The organism is Gilliamella sp. W8145 (genome assembly GCF_016101145.1).
GTDB classification, from domain to species: domain Bacteria; phylum Pseudomonadota; class Gammaproteobacteria; order Enterobacterales; family Orbaceae; genus Gilliamella; species Gilliamella apis_A.
The window spans coordinates 257,173-275,424 of record NZ_JACFRC010000001.1; the positions used below are offsets into that span (position 1 = coordinate 257,173).

Sequence of the window (18,252 nt, forward strand, 5' to 3'; positions counted from 1 at the left end):
TGATAAAAAACAGACGAATGAGTAATGAAATTGAATTAAAGTTTCAGATTAATCAAGCTGATATAGCAGAGCTGCAACTTTATTTAAATCAATGGGTATGTTGTGATGAAGCAGAATTTTCTTCGCAAGGATCAAGAACACTAGTTAATCAATTAAATTTGATTAATACTTATTATGATAGCGAAGATTATTTTCTACGTCACAATGGTTGTGGTTTACGAGTTAGAATAAGCGAAGATGCTAACGGTAAGCATTTTGAAATGACATTAAAATCAAAAGGGAAATCTGTCGGAGGATTACACGAACGAATTGAGTTTAATGAATCGCTTCCTGATGATAAGCTTGATTTGAGTGTGTTACCAAAAGGAGCATTACCAGCTAATTGTGATATAAAATTGTTACAACAAGAAATAATCCCTCTGTTTACTACTAACTTTAAACGTCAAACTTGGTTAATTTCATTTGCGAATAGTGAAATAGAAGTGGCATTAGATCAAGGCCAAATTACCTCAAACGGAAAATTGATACCTATTCAAGAGATTGAGCTCGAAATAAAACAGGGTAATAAATTGGATTTAATTAATTTTGCTATTGAATTAAGCCGATTCCATTTACATTTATTTTCGCAAAGTAAAGCTTCTCGTGGTTATCGTTTATTAAACAACTTATCTTTTACGCCAACTATGATTTCTGTGACAAAGCTACATGATTTATCAAGCGTGTTAGATTTTTGGCAACAGCATGAAGAATATGCGTTAGAAAATAATGATTTAACCTATTATCAACAGCTAGTAACTCAAATAAATGAAATGCTAATTAGCCAAAACTTGTCAATAGGACCTGAATTTCATCATTGGCAAACAGCCATTCCATATATCGACTTGGTCGAAAATTTTGCTTATAGTGAAATCAATACAAAAGTAAAACTCATGTTAATTACTGAAATAAATAAAGCGGATAAAAAATAGTTATAAAAATGAAAAAAACGTTATTCAAATTACCTTTATTATTTGTTTTATTTTATTGGCTTGTAAATATTGTTTTGTTTACAGCCTATTTCATTGTAATTAATAATTATTTTACTGCATCTGATTTGACATTTTTTCAGATAAGTAAAGAAATTATTCAACGACTTTCAGTTAACTTCTATTTACAATTACCGAATTCAATTATACTTTTTATTGTTGCCATCGTTTTATTGAATAAATATTCTATTAATATAATCAATCGAAAAAATATTATTAATACTTTCATTATAGCCATATTAATTGTCTTGAGTGAAATAGTAGGAAGATGGTTTTATCGGACTTATATTAATAAGTGGATGTTTATTGATCAGCAATATGCAGGTATAGATATATATTTTATTTCTATAATCGACATATTTAACTGTACAAAAGTAGTGATAAGTTATCTTTTCATAACAATTTTAACTTTTTTTAGTGTTAAATTTCTTAATTACAAATATATACATAATGATAGTGGATTAACGCAAATTGAAAGTCAAAAGTTACATCTTGGCGTATTTATTTCACTTTATAATTGTTACTTTATCACTTTATTTATTTCATTTTTTGTGCTTGATAGATATATTGATTACAGTTCATATAGCATTATTATAGAATTAGGTATTTTGATTATATTTTTATTAATTACTAATTTGCTGGGTTATTTTTTGTTAAGAAGATGCTTTAAAGGGGTAACAGAAAGTTTAAACCTAACAAGGCTAATTATTAGTTCGCTAAGTACCTTTATCTTAAACTGTATATTGCTTGTATTTATTATTTTTATTTGTATCAGAATGTTTGAATTTTTACAAATATATTATAGTTTACCTAATACTCCAACATTGATTACCTGTTGTTGGGTAATAATAGTGATGTTATTTATTGTAAGTAGCCTAATGGTTAGAACTATGGCAAAACTTTTTTTTGATTCAAAAAAGGAAAATTAAGATTCTATAATAGAATAAATTTGTTTGGCTTTTTCCCTCTCAAAGTAAACCTATATCAATCTGATGATAAATAACCAAAATTTAGGTTATATTTCATTAAGATTCGCCATTTTTTTCGTTTTAGTACAAAAAAACGCTATTCACTCATATAATCAAGCAATTAGCATAGACATTCATGATCTATTTTTGTTATTTTATCATTATCTTAAAATTCAAGTATAACAATTAATTAGTTTTTTATTGTGCACATTGAGTTTAATAATCTAATGAATAGAAATTATAATAAATATGGAGTTTTTGTGCTTAAACGCAATTCAGATAAAATTAACCTATTGGTCAAATTAACTTTTGGGTCTTGTCTAGTCACATCTCATTTTTCAAATGCCTTAACCATCATTGATGCTGATAATATTGGGGAATACACTGACAAAGGTATTGTAGTTACAACTGATGATATTGTTATTCAAAATTTAACTAATAGTTCACTACCACATATCAATTTAGCAAAAAATAAAATATCGGCTATTAAGTCGCAAGTTGCTGGCAAAACAATAACTATTGATACAGGATTGGATGAGTTTGTTATCCAAACGAATGGAACGGGTAACTATAATAGCGCATTTAATATTCATGCTCATTCTGGTGGAAAAGTTGATGTTTTAAGTGATATTCGCTTAAAAGTTCAAGATGGAACTGGAATATATTTGGCCAGTGGCGGTAAAGGCAATTTTGCAAAAAAATTAATAATAAATGGTACCGGTGTATCAAATCACAGTTTTATTGGAATTCGAGCCTACAATGGTTCAGACACAATTAAAACTGAAGGGAACTTTGATGGCGAAGTAGTTATTCAGTCCATAGGAAATAGTAGTTATGGTATTTTATCTCTACTCAACAATAATCCTAATGCTATTGGTATAAATTTAAATTTTAATGATAAAGTAACGATTAATATGAATGGGGATTACTCCGTTGGAGTTGCAGCACTACAACAAGCTGGTGCTAATCCTAATGCTGACAGTGTTATTAATTTTAATAATGGATTAGATGTAATAACCGCCAATGGAAACGCGATTGAAATGAAACAAAGTGCCGGTAAAATATCTATCAATAGTGGTACAAATACTAATAACATTGTCTCGGTTAATCATAACAGCCATAAAGCCATATATGCGAATACAGGTCAAGTAACTGTTCAAGGAAAATCATATATAAAAGGGGATATTTATGCTAAAGATAAAGGGCAAATCGATCTTGATTTAACTGATGGTTCGCTTTTATTAACTGCAATCAATAATGCTCATAATAATACTCTCGAAGAAAAAGGTAATATCAACGTTACAATGACAGGTAGTCAAAGCCAATGGCGAATGACAGATAGTTCATATATTGATTCTTTAATATTAAATAATAATGCTAAAATTAGTTTTGGTTACGATTATGAAACAGCAAATAGGATCAACAATCTTAACGGTATAAATAGCATGCTTTTAACTGCAAACTCATTATCTGGCAATGGATTATTTGAATTACGGACATCATTAGGCAATAATTTTGCTAATGATTTAATTAAAATTACCGGATCTTTGCAAGCGACAGGGGAGCATAATATTTCAATTAAAGATGATTATACTGGTTCCGCGATGGTTAATGGTAATGAAAAAATTACTTTAGTTGAAACTGAAGGTGGTGGCGCTAACTTTAACTTAATTTCCCCATCAATTGATATTGGTCCGTATCAATTTAATAAATTAACTAAAGTTACTAACGAACGTAATAATGGCTCAGAAGATTGGGTATTGTCAGCAAAAAATTCGGAATCAGCTAATCCTATAAAACCAAGTAAGCCTCATTTAACAAATACTGCTCAAAATGCAGCTAATATTCTTAATTCAAATTATTTGCTTAGTTACATAGAAATGCAAACTTTACATCAACGAATGGGAAAACTTCGCAGAAATGAAACAGTTGCTGGAGATGCTTGGGGGCATATTTATAGTGGTAAATTAAGCTCGTTTAATGATAATCGTTTGTCTGATTTTGCTATGAATTATTATGGTTTACAGCTCGGTATAGATAGAAGAATAGAAGATAACAGGCAGGATGTATATTATGGATTTATGGGCGGTTATAGTCGAGGAAATATCGATCATCATGTAGGTGATGGAAACACAACAGGCTACTATGCAGCAATCTATGGTACCATTTTAGATCAATCTGGATTGTATATCGATGCTTTAGCCAAATATATGATAATGAAGAATAAATTTAATACAACTACTGGAGGTGGATATTTAGTAAAAGGTAATGGTAATACTAATGGTCTTTCAATAGGAATAGAAGTTGGGCAACGATTCTACCTTTCCCCTGCATTGAATTCAAATCAAGGTTGGTATATTGAACCACAAACACAACTAACCTATTCCCGTCAGGGTAGCACGGTAATTAAAGCAACTAATGGTTTAATTACCGAATTAAACAGTTACAATTCATTACTTAGTCGAGCAAGCATTATCATAGGTAACAACTTTTCACAAGATAATAACATTATTGATGTATATCTAAAAACAGGCTATGTGAAAGAGTTTGCTGGCCAAACATCTTATGTATTTAACCATATAGCAAAAGAAAAATATGATTTTGCTGGCAATTGGTGGGATAACGGGATTGGTGTTAATATGCAATTTAATAATCATCATAATATTTATGCTGATGTGGTTTATTCTCTGGGCAATAAATTTGATCAAAAACAAGTTAACATGGGGTACCGATATAGCTTCTCATAATGAATTGTTGTTTATTTGTTAACACAAAAATTATTTACTAATATAAAGTGACTTGCAAATACAGTCACTTTTTTTATTTTAATTAATTGGTTAAATTATTTTTTTAGAATAAATATTATTACTCTAAATTGATTGTACCCTATTCATATTAACCATGCTTATTAACTAATTAACTCATTGCATGAAAACAATTGAGATGATTTTTTACAATATAGTTCAATAAAAAGATATCGGTATGTAAAAAGTCATTTATAATATTTAATTAGGTGATTTTATCAATATATAAAATATTTTAAGTGAGTGCTTATTATGTCCCAGCCAAGCTCGTTAGTTTCACCATTAATTGCTCAGCAAAAAGAAAAGATTATATCTCAATTGTCACAATGTGATTCAAAAGAAGTACTTGATAACCTTAATATTTTGCTACAAAGTGATTTTCTGATTGATGCTTTTTATCGATTTCCCGAGTGGCTGACAGATATTATTACTCATCCCCCTCAAGCTGATGAAAGATGTTTCTATCAACAATGGTTAAATGAAAGACTAGCATCAGTATTTGATGAATTAGCTCTAATGAAAGTATTAAGATTATTTAGGCGCTATATTCTGGTAAGGCTTGAATGGTCACAATTAACCCAAACAAGTAATGATGAGCAAATTTTATTACAACTTACGCAGCTAGCTGAAGTGATTATTATCACCGCACGTGATTGGCTTTATGAGCTTAGTTGTAAAGAATGGGGGACTCCATGTAATTTACAAGGGCAAGCACAACCTTTACTTATTTTAGGCATGGGAAAATTAGGTGGTGGTGAACTGAATTTTTCATCAGATATTGATCTTATCTTTACCTACCCTGAACATGGACAAACTCAAGGTGGGAGACGAGAATTAGATAATGCTGTGTTTTTTACTCGTTTAGGGCAACGATTAATTAAAACACTAGACCAAATTACTGAAGATGGTTTTGTCTACCGCGTTGATATGCGTTTACGTCCGCTTGGTGATGGCGGTCCGTTGGTTTTAAGTTTTTCTGCTATGGAAGATTATTATCAAGAGCAGGGAAGAGACTGGGAACGTTATGCTATGGTAAAAGCAAAAATACTTGGTGATCAGCAAGAACCCTACACCAAAGAGCTTTACCAAATGTTAAAACCATTTGTTTACCGCCGTTATATTGATTTCAGTGTATTGCAGTCATTACGAAATATGAAAAGCATGATAGAGCGTGAAGTTCGGCGTCGAGGCTTGACTAACAATATCAAACTTGGTGCTGGTGGTATTCGTGAAATTGAATTTATTGTACAAGTTTTTCAACTTATACGTGGTGGGCGCGTTGTGGGCCTACAAACTCGCTCTTTGTTAACCGCCTTACAAGTAATAGAACAAGAATCGTTACTTAGCGTGAATGAAGTAGACACTTTGCGAGAAAATTATTTGTTTTTACGTCGTTGTGAGAATTTACTTCAAGCTATACATGACGAGCAAACACAAGCATTGCCAGACGATGAGCTGGATCGAATTCGTATTGCCACTAGTATGAACTTTAATGATTGGTATGAATTTGAATTTGATCTTGCTAAAAGAATGCAATTTAATCGACAAGTATTTAATCAACTTATCGGTGAAGATACATCTGAATCAGTATCTAATTCTAAGCAATACAATGAACAATTTGATGATCTTTGGGTGCCAGATTTGCAATTAAGTGATGTTACCTCAGTACTGACTTCTTACTCACATGATGATGCTGAAAAATTATATCAAATGCTTTGTCAGTTTCGTGATGATATTGGTAAACGAACAATTGGAGTACGAGGTCGTGAAATACTTGACCAATTGATGCCACGATTATTGGAGTTGGTTTGTACTGATAAAAACACATTAGTACTATTATCACGAATCTTACATTTATTAGTTAATATTGTTAGCCGAACAACTTATTTAGAATTACTCCTTGAATATCCAACAGCATTGAAGCAGTTAATTCGTTTATGTAGTGCCTCGCCAATGATAAGTGAGCAACTAGCTCATTATCCAATTTTGTTAGATGAACTAATAGATATTAACTCCCTTTATCAAACTGTTTCACCAAATGAATATAAGAGTGAACTGTATCAATACTTACTTCGTATTGAGGTTGATGATGAAGAACAACAACTTGAAGCACTAAGACAATTTAAGCAAATGCAATTATTGCATATAGCGGCTGCTGATGTTGAGCAGGTATTAAATACTATGAAGGTAAGCGATCATTTGACCTATGTTGCAGAATCACTAATTGATTTTGTTGTACAAATGGCATGGAATCAAATGGTCGCACGTTATGGTAAACCTACACATTTAACTGACAATCAAAAAGGATTGGTTATTATCGCTTATGGCAAATTAGGTGGTTGGGAATTGGGTTATGGTTCAGATTTAGATCTGGTGTTTCTTCATGATTGCCCTGTAGATAGCATAACTAATGGTGATAAACAAATTGATAGTCGCCAATTTTATTTACGATTAGTACAAAGGATTATTCATCTCTTCAATGTTCGCACCAGCTTTGGAATTCTTTATGAAGTTGATGTTCGTTTACGTCCACAAGGTGATGCAGGTTTATTAGCTTGTAGTTTAAATGCTTTTTATGACTATCAAATGCATGAAGCTTGGACATGGGAACACCAAGCATTAGTCCGAGCTAGAGCTGTATATGGTGAGATAGAACTGATTAAACGCTTCAACCAAATTAGGCATGATGTTTTATGTAAACCTCGTGAAGAAAAGGTATTAAAAACCGAAGTTAGAGAGATGCGCGAAAAGATGCGGACCCATTTAGGTACAACTGAGCAACATCGATTTAATTTGAAAATTGATGAAGGTGGCATTGGTGATATTGAATTCTTATCCCAATATCTGGTACTTAACTATGCTCATCAATATCCTAAAATGACAACATGGAGTGATAACGTAAGGATTTTAGAATTAGCGGCAAATTATCAAATCATGGATAGCCAAGAAGCTGAACAGTTAACTAAAGCTTATATTGATATGCGCAATGAAATCCATCAATTATCATTACAACTTTTACCGAGTACAGTTGATGATTCATACTTCAAATTAGAAAAACAGATTGTGAATCAAAGTTGGTTAAATTGGCTTAAATAGTATTTAGCCAATCACTAAAATATTTTTATTATTGATCAATAATTTCGATTTGATTGCTGAATAAATTTAATGGAGTCTATAACTTAATGGCGACAATCAAAGATATTGCAAAACTTGCCGGCGTATCTCATGGAACTGTTTCAAACGTACTTAATGATCGAGGTAATGTTAGTGTAAAAAAAATTAAATTGGTTGAACAAGCCATTCAACGGTTAGGTTATCAAATTAATTTATCTGCTAAAAATTTAAAAGAAGGTACAACTAAATCTATTTCGGTGATACTACCCAATATTACGTCTGAACAATATAGTAATTTATATGATGGTTTGTTTAATCAAGCTAATCGGCTTGGTTATGAGTTGTCACTTTATCTAACCTATGATTCAAAAGATCTTGAGTTACAATTAATTCAAAAGGTGGCTGTTAAACGAGATTATGCTGTTATAGTTGTTAGCTCATTATCTGACGCTAGTGAATATTATCAAAAAATTAAGTTGCCAAAAGAGAAAATAATTTTTGTTTATAGAAAGCCTTTATCTGCATTACAATTTATTTCACTAGATTATGAGAAAGCTGGGCAAGACATTGCTAATGAGTTGATCAACGAATCGTATCATCGAATTGGATTATTTAGTAATTCAGAACATCATACTCATTCTCAATCCTTTAAAAAAGGTTTACAAAGCCAGTTTAAAAAACATAATTATTCAGTCCTATTGAATAATATAGCTTCCAAGCCATCTAACGGTACTTATAATTTAGCATTTAGTTTTTTTGCCGATGAACAGACAAAGTATGATGCCATTATTACCATGGATATGGAGCGGGCTCATTTCGTCCGTAATGCGAATTATTTTGGTAGTCAACAAGACTGCCCACCAATTTATACTTTAACGAACAATAGTTTTTATTATGAAGACAATATCTATCAATACCATATGAACTATGGCATATTAAGTGAACAAATTATGAAATTGGTAGAGGGAGAAACTGTAACCAATATCGATAATAAAGGCTTTTCATTATTACCTGATTCAAATTCAGCAAATAAAACTAAACATAATGAAACCATTAATTTTCTAATCTTACCAAGTCCATCAACACAAGCGGTCAAAAAATTACTCCCTCATTTTAAGAAAATGTATGGTATTAATGTTAATTTAATTATTAAGCCCTTCGACGAAATTTATCATATTTTGAATCAACTTAATCAGCATCAAGAGATCGATATTATTCGAATAGATATGGCTGGATTACCTTGGTTTGCACCGTCAGTATTTAAACCTTTATCAAAATTAGCAATCGACTTCGATCATTTATTGGCAAAATACCCACTAGAACTCATCGAACGCTTTAGTTATGTAAATAATATTGCTTATGCGATTCCTTTTGACCCAAGTGTACAGATGCTTTTTTATCGTAAAGATTTATTTAATGACCCATTAAGTAAACGAGCTTATTTTGAAAGGTATCGACAACAACTAAATGTTCCTAAAAATTTTACTGAATTTGATCAAATTGCACAATTTTTTAGTCGACAACACAATCCTGAATCACAAGTAGAATTTGGCAGTTGCATTACTTTAGGCAATTATGAACTCATTGCATCAGAGTTTTTAGTTCGTTATTATGCTCAAGGTGGTAAATTAATTAATGGCAATAAATTAGGCTTAAACAAGACTATTGCTCTTAATACTTTAAATCAGTTGCAATCATTTATAAAGGTAGCAAGAAATATACAATCACCTTGGTGGCAAGAATCAGTAAATTTATTTGAACAAGGCCAACTTGCAATGTTAATTGTTTATATGAATTTATTTAGTTATATCAATCATCGTAATATTTTACCTTTAGTTGGATATGCAAAAGTACCTGGTCGAAAATCTTTATTTGGTGGTGGATCACTTGGTATGTCGAAATATAGTCAAAAAGATAAACAAGTTAAAATCTTTTTTGATTGGCTTTATTCTAATGAAATCAGTGAACAAATAGCATTACTTGGTGGCGCCACGGCACAAAAATCTATTTTTCAAAATCATAGAATTATTAAGAGTTATCCATGGTTACCTGTGGTACAACAACAATACACTAATGGTATTCGGGAAAATAGTATGACTGGTAATGCGATTAATTTAAGATTGATTGAAAACATTATTGGCAAATATTTAACACAGTGGATAACTAATCAATATAGTTCAATGCAAATCATAGAGTTGATTAATGTTGAGATAGAAAAAACTATGGCTAATAAATAATTATTAGCCATAGTTTACGTAACTTTTTATCGTTAACTGTGAATGAATTATTCTGATTCTACTTTTTTAGGTGTCATGATGACATCTTTGTCTCTAAAGAAGTACCAGAAACCTACCGCAACAATTGCTGCAACTACAGCTGGATAGATCCAAAACTCTTGCCATTGAGGTCCAGCATTAGGTAATGTTTTTTCAGTAACAACACGATTATTGATAAATCCACATACCGATGCCGCCATGAATACACCAAAGCCATTAGAAACAATAAAACGTAAGCCTTGAGCCTGAGCTTTGATTTCTGGGCCAGCTTTTTTATCAACATAAATATCGCCAGCGGTAAAGAAGAAATCCCAACAAATACCTTGTAACAATAAAGTGCCAATAATATAGAAGAACATATTACCGTCTGACGTTGCGGCTAACGATAGCATCATACTACGAATTATCCAACAAATTGCACCGAATAAGATGATCTTTTTAAACCCAAAGCGACCTAATAGGAAAGATAAAAGGAACATAAATAGCACTTCTGTAGCAATAGCAATTTGCATCATTGACGCTGGTTCTAATCCTAATACAGGCAAATAAACGGGTAAATAAGCACTATATGCAGTTTTAGTGATCATTAAGATAAAGGTAGAAAGCATGAATATAGTGAAATATTTATCTTTAAAAAGAGATAAGGCATCTAAACACATGGCATCTCGAATTGAGAATTTTTTATTTCGACTGGTTGGTGGTGTATTTGGTAAAGTGAAACAATAAATGCCGTAAACCACAGAAGCACCGGAAGCAAGTAAAAATGAATTGATTGAACTTGAAAAACCAGTGTAGCCAAGAATTAATCCTACTATCATAAAGCCGATAGTACCAAATACACGAATAATTGGGAACCAACGCACACCATCTATATGCCTAAAGCTTACGCTATTTGCTAAAGCCGTTGTTGGATAGAATAATAAGCCAACAATAAATATCATTATTAAAAAGCCGACAATATTGCCACTTTCAACAAAGTTAGGAATGATAAATAAAACACCAGCATTAAGAATGTGTAATATTCCCATCACTTTTTGAGATGCGATGAATCTATCGGCAATCATACCAATAAAAAGTGGCGAAATGATGGTTGCAATTCCTAAAACTGAATAAGTAGAACCAACAATTTCTTTTAATCCATAAGCAGCAAGTACTGCACCGATAACCATATTCCATGCGCCTTGCACAAAATATTGTAAAAACATCATTACCAGTAAACGTGGTATTTTAAACATATATTGCTCCGTATTAAATCATCTTCGTTAAGCCATCATAGGCTACTTGAATATTATAAGGTTTAAATATTTCAACTAATTCATCATGCATGAAGCCACTACTATGGGAGTGATGAGAAGTGATAAGTTGAGTATTGGAATCAAAAATACCTTCTTCTAACATGCGTTTTTGAGCTGCAATAACAGTTTCAATACTCATGTGATTATTGGTTTTATCATTTTGTTTATAGCCGTAAGTACACTCGAAAATTGCCATATCAATTTTTTTACCGCTATTTTTCAACCATTGCCAAGTTAGCTCAGGAAAATAACCCGAATCATGTCCGTGGAGTAAGGTTTTACCATCTTTCTCGATTAAATAAATAAAACAAAATTCCCATTTAGCATGATTAGCCAACAATGCAGTAACGGTATAACCAGCTGATGTCACAACAGTTTGAAATGGAACCACTAAATTAAATACAAAACGCTCAGGACTATATCCAGGTAAAACATTTAAGCAACCATTTATTGCAATATCATTGCCATAAATATACAGCGGATGATCGATATTAAATCCATAGTCCACCATACGACTAAACAGATCGCCAACATTAAAATGGTCAGGGTGAGTATGAGTAAACAATAAGTCCTTTATTTTAGTAACGTCAATGTTTTCTCTCATTACTTGATAGCTATACTCAGGGGCAAAATCAATTTGCATAATATCATCAATAAGAATCGAACTTCGAGTTCTTATATTTTTACCTTTTTGTTGGCGAGATTTTTCACAAATATCACATTTACAAAAAGGATTTGGGATACCTTCAGAGGCGGCAGTACCCAAAAACTGTAGTTTCACATTGTTCTCCTATCTATAATTAGATTGTTTTTATGCTAGTTTTAGCATTAAGTTAGCAAAAATTGGAACGTTTCAATTTTATTTTAATGTCATAATAACCACAACAAAAATGGTATTTTTTTTTGTTAATTCGTGAGCAGGATCAAAGTTTCTATAAAATAGGTTATTGTTTTAATATTAAATAATTATCGACGATATTGTTTATCGCCGATAATAAAAGAGTTTAGATGCTGGAGGGTAATTTTAGTTAGCCTCTTTCCATAGAATTAGATCCTGTTCGTCGAGTTCTGACGCATCAAATCCGACTGTAGGGGGTAATTCTTCACGGTCAAAGGCTAAATCGCCACCATTGATATCAATATCACCTTTCTTAATCCCTTTAAAATCGTAAAGATTAGTATCGCATAAATGAGAAAGAGTAATATTTTGTGTAGCGCGAAACATGGTTTCGATACGACCAGGAAATTTTTTATCCCAATCATTTAGCATTTCTTTGATTACTTGCCGTTGCAAATTAGGTTGTGAGCCACAAAGATTACATGGAATGATAGGAAATTGTTTTATTTCAGCATATTTTGCAATGTCTTTTTCTTTACAATATGCAAGAGGTCGAATAATAATGTGTTCACCTGAATCATTCATCAATTTAGGTGGCATGGCTTTAAGTTTGCCTCCATAAAACATGTTTAAAAATAGTGTTTCTAAAATGTCATCTCGGTGATGTCCTAGAGCTATTTTTGTTGCACCAAGTTCAGTTGCAGTACGATATAAAATACCACGTCGAAGTCTAGAACAGAGAGAACAGGTTGTTTTACCTTCTGGAATTTTTTCTTTGACAATGCCATAAGTATTTTCTTGGACAATTTTATATTCAATACCTAACGACTCAAGATATTCAGGTAAGACATGCTCAGGAAAACCAGGTTGTTTTTGGTCTAAATTAACTGCGACTAATTCAAATTGTACTGGAGCGCTGATTTTTAAATTGATAAGAATGTCCAGCAATGTATAACTGTCTTTACCGCCTGATAAGCAGACCATTATACGATCGCCTTCCTCGATCATGTTAAAGTCAGCGATAGCTTCACCAGTAAGACGTCGCAATCGTTTATGTAATTTATTTTGGTTGTATGTATTCATCACGATTTAATAGATTATTCCGCTCGACTCATATATCGGCGTTCTGCGATATGAATTTTAACTCTTTCGTGGTTATCAATATATTCTGGTACTTGAATGACTAGACCCGTTGATAGTGTTGCGGGTTTTGTTCGTGCACTTGCTGAAGCACCTTTGATACTTGGGGAAGTTTCAATAATTTCTAGTTCAACTGTTTGTGGTAGTTCTAAAGCAACAACTTCACTTTCAGCCATTAGCACCTGAATACCATCCATTCCACCATCTGGAATAAATAACAGTTCTTCTTCAATTTGATCTTTCTTAAAAATAAATGGCGTATAGTCTTCATTATCCATAAATACATATTCGTCACCATCAATATAAGAAAAACTTACCGGACGTCGAAATAGTTCGATAGTATCTAAAATATCATCTCCTTTAAAACGTTCTTCAACTTTGCCACCAGATTTTACATCGGTAAAACGCATTTTATAAAGGGTGCTTGCTCCACGTGCACTAGGACTTTGAACATCAATCTCTTTCACTAATAATAGTTTGCCATTGTATGTGACTGCATCACCACGTTTTATTTCATTTGCTTTAGCCATAATACTTTCTTCATATTTAATAGAGTTAAAAATATAGCTCGCTATTTTACCCTTAACTTGCTATTGTCACCAATAAATTTTATAAAACAACGACAATTTCCTCTAAACTAATGACTGATTCATTCAAATGCCGTAAAAACTGTGGTGCATGTTGTATTGCGCCATCAATTTCATCTGCTATACCTAGTATGCCGAATGGAAAACCAGCCGGAATGGCCTGTTTTCATTTAGACGAGAATTTTCAGTGTAAATTATTTGGTAATACTAATAGACCTTTAGTCTGTGGTCGTTTAAAACCTTGTTTTGAAATGTGTGGCACAAATCGTGATCAAGCGATGGATTATTTAACTCAATTAGAACAGTTAACTAGCTGCTAAGTATTGCTAATATTTAACATATCAGACGGATTATTAGAATTATTTATCTCGCATATAATTTTTTTTGATACACTTCACCACAATTTATCAGCTAATGATAAATATCGTAATAAATTATTTTAAATCAGTTACTAACCTAGATATTAAGCATAAGGTAGTAACTAAAATATTTAGAATCTGTTTAACAAGAAGAAAATTAATATGAATAATAAATTAAAGCGTGATTTAAAAGCCCGTCATTTAGCGATGATAGCCATTGGTGGCTCCATCGGAACTGGGTTATTTGTCGCTTCAGGCGCTACTGTTGCACAAGCTGGTCCTGGTGGTGCACTGCTTTCTTATGCCATTATCGGCATAATGGTTTACTTTTTAATGACTAGTTTGGGGGAGCTTGCTGCTTATCTTCCGGTTTCTGGCACTTTTGCGACCTATGGGGCACGCTATGTAGATGAAGCATTTGGTTTCGCTATTGGCTGGAACTATTGGTATAACTGGGCAATAACGGTTGCTGTTGACTTAGTTGCTGCTCAATTGGTGATCTCCTATTGGTTCGATGCTGGGGCTTATAGTTGGTTATGGAGCCTGTTATTCCTAAGTATTATCTTTTGCTTAAACTATGTTTCTGTGAAAGGGTTTGGTGAAGCAGAATTTTGGTTTTCATTAATTAAAGTCGTCACTGTGATTTTATTTATAGTAGTTGGTTTATTAATGATTATTGGTATTTTAAAAGGCGCTGAAACTGCTGGTTGGCAAAACTGGCAAGTTGGTGATGCTCCATTTGTTGGAGGTTTTGCTTCAATGATTGGTGTTGCGATGGTCGTTGGTTTCTCATTCCAAGGTACTGAACTAATTGGTATCGCTGCAGGAGAATCAAGAGATCCAGAAAAAAACATTCCAAAAGCAATGAAACAAGTCTTTTGGCGAATACTATTATTTTATATTTTTGCAATTTTAGTTATTAGTTTAATCATTCCATATACTGATCCTAACTTACTACGTAATGATGAAACTGATATCAGTGTTAGTCCATTTACTTTAGTTTTTCAGCATGCTGGATTATTATCTGCAGCAGCTATTATGAATGCAGTTATTTTAACTTCAGTACTTTCTGCAGGTAACTCAGGTTTATACGCTTCAACCCGAATGCTATATGCTTTAGCTAAAGAAGGTAAAGCGCCGAAGATCTTTGGACGATTATCTTCATCAGGTGTACCTGATATGGCATTATTTGCGACAACATTGGTTGCTATGCTTTGCTTCTTGACCTCACTATACAAAGATCAGGAAGTTTATTTATGGTTACTTAATATGTCAGGTATGACAGGATTTATTGCTTGGCTTGGTATTGCTATCAGTCATTATCGTTTTAGAAAAGGCTACATAGCGCAAGGTCGTGATCTCAATAAATTACCATATCGTTCAAGTTGTTTTCCATTTGGTCCTATTTTTGCCTTTATACTTTGTTTGACGATAACATTAGGGCAAAATTACGAAGCATTTTTACAAGAAACCATTGATTGGAACGGTGTCATTGCCACTTACATCGGTATTCCATTATTTCTTTCGATTTACTTCGGTTATAAAATCATTAAAAAGACTAAATGGATAAAGTATGAGCAAATGGATTTTTCTCAAATGGATTAATTAGGAAATAACCTAAATTATGACTTGTACATCCGTCGACTTTAGTCGACGGAATTGTATTAAAAAAGAGAAAATAACTAATCAACTCATTAGTTAATAATGTAAAACAACAAGCGTGATAACGATATTAACGACTACGGAATATGATACGTGCTTTTGAAAGATCGTAAGGTGTCATTTCTACCGTTACTTTATCGCCAGTTAGAATTCGAATATAGTTCTTTCTCATCTTTCCAGAAATGTGTGCAGTAACAACATGACCGTTTTCAAGTTCAACACGAAACATCGTGTTTGGAAGAGTATCAAGAATAGTACCTTGCATTTCAATGTTATCTTCTTTTGCCATTGGGGCCTCTTAATATTAAATACAAATTAAATACACTCAAATTAATAAATATCATTCTCATTTTCTTTACGATTAACTAGAAAAGCGAATTAATCCAACTCAACTAAATTACCAAAATGTTTTTGGGTCTAGACAAAGTGATTGATTTGAGTATAAACACAGAACAGCTATATTCAAATTATCTAAATATAGCGGCGAAATAATGCCGAAAAAACTCTCAGATGTAAAGTCATTTCTAACATTTCTTTGCATTATAGAGCCTATTTTCATGTATATATTGCCAAACTTTAGGCGATAATAACTTTTCACAGCTTTGTTGATTATTAATATTTTGCCGGATTTCTGTTGCCGAAATTGCTTCAAGTGGTGTATTAGCAAAGTAAATATAGCCATTAGGACATTGATGTAATGTTTGACTATCTTGAGTTTGGTGTTGATTAATCCATTGTTGTAGCTTGCTATCACAGGGTGTTTGAGCATAACCTGGTCGTTTACATATTAGCAAATGACAATAATCGAGTAATTTTTGCCACTCTTTCCATGTTGGTAAACTAAGCAAAGAATCTTGTCCCATTATAAAAGCTAAACTTTGCTGAGTACCATTTTGTTGACGCCATGATTTGAGAGTATCAATGGTAAAAGAGGGCTGATTAATTAGCTTTGGTTCTAATTCTCGAGTATCAACTGAAAATAGAGAATAATCCGCTATAGCCAACTGCAACATAGCTAAACGTTGCTCTGTATTGGCCTCTGGTTGTGGTTTATGAGGCGGAATACGGTTAGGTAATAGATTAATTTTAGTTAATCCCAACTCTTTGGCTAAGGCTAAAGCTGGGCGTAAATGCCCATAATGGATTGGATCAAAGGTTCCACCAAATAACGCTGTTAACACTTATTTAACCCCATAAACTGCATAGTTAAACTCAATAGTGCATCCCAGATAGGTAAATCATTATTATGTTTTAGGCTAATTTCAATATCGGTTAATGTCGCCAGTAGTGCAAATAATGCTTTGATATCCAAACGATTCAAATAAGAGCTATACATGCTTCTTCTATTTTGCCAGACTCTGTATTCATCAAAAACTTGACGAGGTGATTTCTCGCTTAAAGCTAATTTTAAATTGATCAACAAAATCAATTCACGTTGAATGATCCGCATCAATATTAACGGCTCAAAATCATTCATTTTAAGCTGTTGTAAAACATGTATTGCACGTTTTGCTTTATTGGAAAGCATTGCATCAATCCAATGGAAAGGCGTAAATATCGCTGAATCATTAATATTCAACTCAACTTGTTCATAAGAAATAGTTTGATTTGGATAGAGTAAATTTAATTGCTCAATAATTTGCGTTAATGCCAACAAATTACCTTCATAGTAATAACTAAGTAGCTCGATCGCTGGAGATTCAATAGCTATTTGCATTTGTTGTAAATAGCTTTTGATCCATTGTGGTAATTGTGCTGCTTCAGGTGTTGAACAATTCACTACCACTAACTTGTCAGATAACGCTTTGTACCATAATGCATTTTCTTGGGTCTTAGTAATCTTCACTAGACTAATTATCAAGCCAATCTCAGGGGTCAACATTTCACATAATGTGTTTAATTTTGCTGCCACTGAAACATTTAACACACCTTCACCAATATCTATACAGAGTAAAGTTTTGCTTGAAAATAGATTCATTGCTTGGCAACTATCATACATTGCCGACCAGTCTGTTTGGCTATTGATTGTGAAAGAAAGTTGTTCGTCATATTGAGCTTGTTTAAAAGCATTACGTAATTCAGTTTGTGCATAATGTTGCAGATAAGGATCGCTACCTAAAATCAAATAATAAGGCGATCCTAATTGCTGGGTTATTTTTTCAGCACTAATTTTAATCATAACAA

14 protein-coding genes are annotated in these 18,252 nt (G+C 32.5%); 7 read left to right on the plus strand and 7 right to left on the minus strand.

Annotation, left to right across the window (positions count from 1 at the left end):
* Positions 1-17: 17 nt before the first annotated feature.
* From H3T80_RS01145 to H3T80_RS01165, 5 genes are all read left to right on the plus strand, one after another.
* Positions 18-968, plus strand: a complete 951-nt coding sequence (locus H3T80_RS01145) for an inorganic triphosphatase (RefSeq protein WP_198199343.1) — start codon at positions 18-20, stop codon at positions 966-968.
* Between the two features lie 8 nt (positions 969-976).
* Positions 977-1,954, plus strand: a complete 978-nt coding sequence (locus tag H3T80_RS01150; RefSeq protein ID WP_198199345.1) for a hypothetical protein — start codon at positions 977-979, stop codon at positions 1,952-1,954.
* A 299-nt stretch (positions 1,955-2,253) separates the two neighbouring features.
* The gene (locus tag H3T80_RS12290; protein ID WP_198199347.1) at positions 2,254-4,740 is read left to right on the plus strand and encodes an autotransporter outer membrane beta-barrel domain-containing protein; all 2,487 of its coding nucleotides are present in this window, start codon (positions 2,254-2,256) and stop codon (positions 4,738-4,740) included.
* 309 nt (positions 4,741-5,049) lie between these two features.
* The gene (glnE, locus tag H3T80_RS01160; protein WP_198199349.1) at positions 5,050-7,893 is read left to right on the plus strand and encodes a bifunctional [glutamate--ammonia ligase]-adenylyl-L-tyrosine phosphorylase/[glutamate--ammonia-ligase] adenylyltransferase; all 2,844 of its coding nucleotides are present in this window, start codon (positions 5,050-5,052) and stop codon (positions 7,891-7,893) included.
* A gap of 86 nt (positions 7,894-7,979) precedes the next feature.
* Entirely contained in the window at positions 7,980-10,148 is a 2,169-nt protein-coding gene (locus H3T80_RS01165) for an extracellular solute-binding protein (RefSeq protein WP_198199356.1), read from the plus strand.
* 47 nt (positions 10,149-10,195) lie between these two features.
* Here H3T80_RS01165 and H3T80_RS01170 read toward each other — a convergent pair whose 3' ends face one another.
* The 4 genes from H3T80_RS01170 to yeiP form a co-directional block, all read right to left on the minus strand.
* Positions 10,196-11,422 (minus strand): MFS transporter, encoded by a 1,227-nt coding sequence (locus H3T80_RS01170; RefSeq protein ID WP_086359763.1) that lies wholly within the window; start codon positions 11,420-11,422, stop codon positions 10,196-10,198.
* Positions 11,423-11,435: 13 nt separating this feature from the next.
* On the minus strand, positions 11,436-12,263 hold the full coding sequence (locus tag H3T80_RS01175) for an MBL fold metallo-hydrolase (RefSeq protein ID WP_198199358.1): 828 nt from the start codon (positions 12,261-12,263) through the stop codon (positions 11,436-11,438).
* Positions 12,264-12,506: 243 nt separating this feature from the next.
* Positions 12,507-13,403 carry a tRNA 2-thiocytidine(32) synthetase TtcA gene (gene ttcA, locus H3T80_RS01180; RefSeq protein ID WP_086359765.1) on the minus strand — a complete coding sequence of 299 codons (897 nt, stop codon included), beginning with the start codon at positions 13,401-13,403 and terminating at the stop codon, positions 12,507-12,509.
* 14 nt (positions 13,404-13,417) lie between these two features.
* Entirely contained in the window at positions 13,418-13,990 is a 573-nt protein-coding gene (gene yeiP / locus H3T80_RS01185) for an elongation factor P-like protein YeiP (protein WP_086359766.1), read from the minus strand.
* A 110-nt stretch (positions 13,991-14,100) separates the two neighbouring features.
* On the opposite strand from yeiP, the gene H3T80_RS01190 reads away from it, so the two are divergent.
* Both H3T80_RS01190 and H3T80_RS01195 read left to right on the plus strand, forming a co-directional pair.
* Entirely contained in the window at positions 14,101-14,367 is a 267-nt protein-coding gene (locus H3T80_RS01190) for a YkgJ family cysteine cluster protein (RefSeq protein WP_198199366.1), read from the plus strand.
* Between the two features lie 177 nt (positions 14,368-14,544).
* Positions 14,545-16,011, plus strand: coding sequence for an amino acid permease (locus H3T80_RS01195; protein WP_255520635.1), 1,467 nt, complete (start codon positions 14,545-14,547; stop codon positions 16,009-16,011).
* A 127-nt stretch (positions 16,012-16,138) separates the two neighbouring features.
* Here H3T80_RS01195 and infA read toward each other — a convergent pair whose 3' ends face one another.
* The 3 genes from infA to holA all read right to left on the minus strand — a co-directional run bounded on the left by infA (position 16,139) and on the right by holA (position 18,247).
* Positions 16,139-16,357, minus strand: coding sequence for a translation initiation factor IF-1 (gene infA, locus H3T80_RS01200; RefSeq protein WP_025315083.1), 219 nt, complete (start codon positions 16,355-16,357; stop codon positions 16,139-16,141).
* A gap of 235 nt (positions 16,358-16,592) precedes the next feature.
* Positions 16,593-17,249: a nicotinate-nucleotide adenylyltransferase gene (nadD, locus tag H3T80_RS01205; protein ID WP_198199370.1), complete on the minus strand. Its 657-nt coding sequence runs from the start codon at positions 17,247-17,249 to the stop codon at positions 16,593-16,595.
* Positions 17,243-18,247 (minus strand): DNA polymerase III subunit delta, encoded by a 1,005-nt coding sequence (holA, locus tag H3T80_RS01210; RefSeq protein ID WP_198199377.1) that lies wholly within the window; start codon positions 18,245-18,247, stop codon positions 17,243-17,245. Before holA ends, nadD begins: the two co-directional genes overlap by 7 nt.
* Positions 18,248-18,252: the final 5 nt, after the last annotated feature.

What these genes read in the sequence shown, in the direction of transcription:
- H3T80_RS01145 (WP_198199343.1), top strand. Translation starts at nt 18, where the DNA reads ATGAGTAATGAAATTGAATTAAAGTTTCAGATTAATCAAGCTGATATA.
- H3T80_RS01150 (WP_198199345.1), top strand. Translation starts at nt 977, where the DNA reads ATGAAAAAAACGTTATTCAAATTACCTTTATTATTTGTTTTATTTTAT.
- glnE (WP_198199349.1), top strand. Translation starts at nt 5,050, where the DNA reads ATGTCCCAGCCAAGCTCGTTAGTTTCACCATTAATTGCTCAGCAAAAA.
- H3T80_RS01165 (WP_198199356.1), top strand. Translation starts at nt 7,980, where the DNA reads ATGGCGACAATCAAAGATATTGCAAAACTTGCCGGCGTATCTCATGGA.
- H3T80_RS01170 (WP_086359763.1), bottom strand. Translation starts at nt 11,422, where the DNA reads ATGTTTAAAATACCACGTTTACTGGTAATGATGTTTTTACAATATTTT.
- ttcA (WP_086359765.1), bottom strand. Translation starts at nt 13,403, where the DNA reads ATGAATACATACAACCAAAATAAATTACATAAACGATTGCGACGTCTT.
- yeiP (WP_086359766.1), bottom strand. Translation starts at nt 13,990, where the DNA reads ATGGCTAAAGCAAATGAAATAAAACGTGGTGATGCAGTCACATACAAT.
- H3T80_RS01190 (WP_198199366.1), top strand. Translation starts at nt 14,101, where the DNA reads ATGACTGATTCATTCAAATGCCGTAAAAACTGTGGTGCATGTTGTATT.
- infA (WP_025315083.1), bottom strand. Translation starts at nt 16,357, where the DNA reads ATGGCAAAAGAAGATAACATTGAAATGCAAGGTACTATTCTTGATACT.
- holA (WP_198199377.1), bottom strand. Translation starts at nt 18,247, where the DNA reads ATGATTAAAATTAGTGCTGAAAAAATAACCCAGCAATTAGGATCGCCT.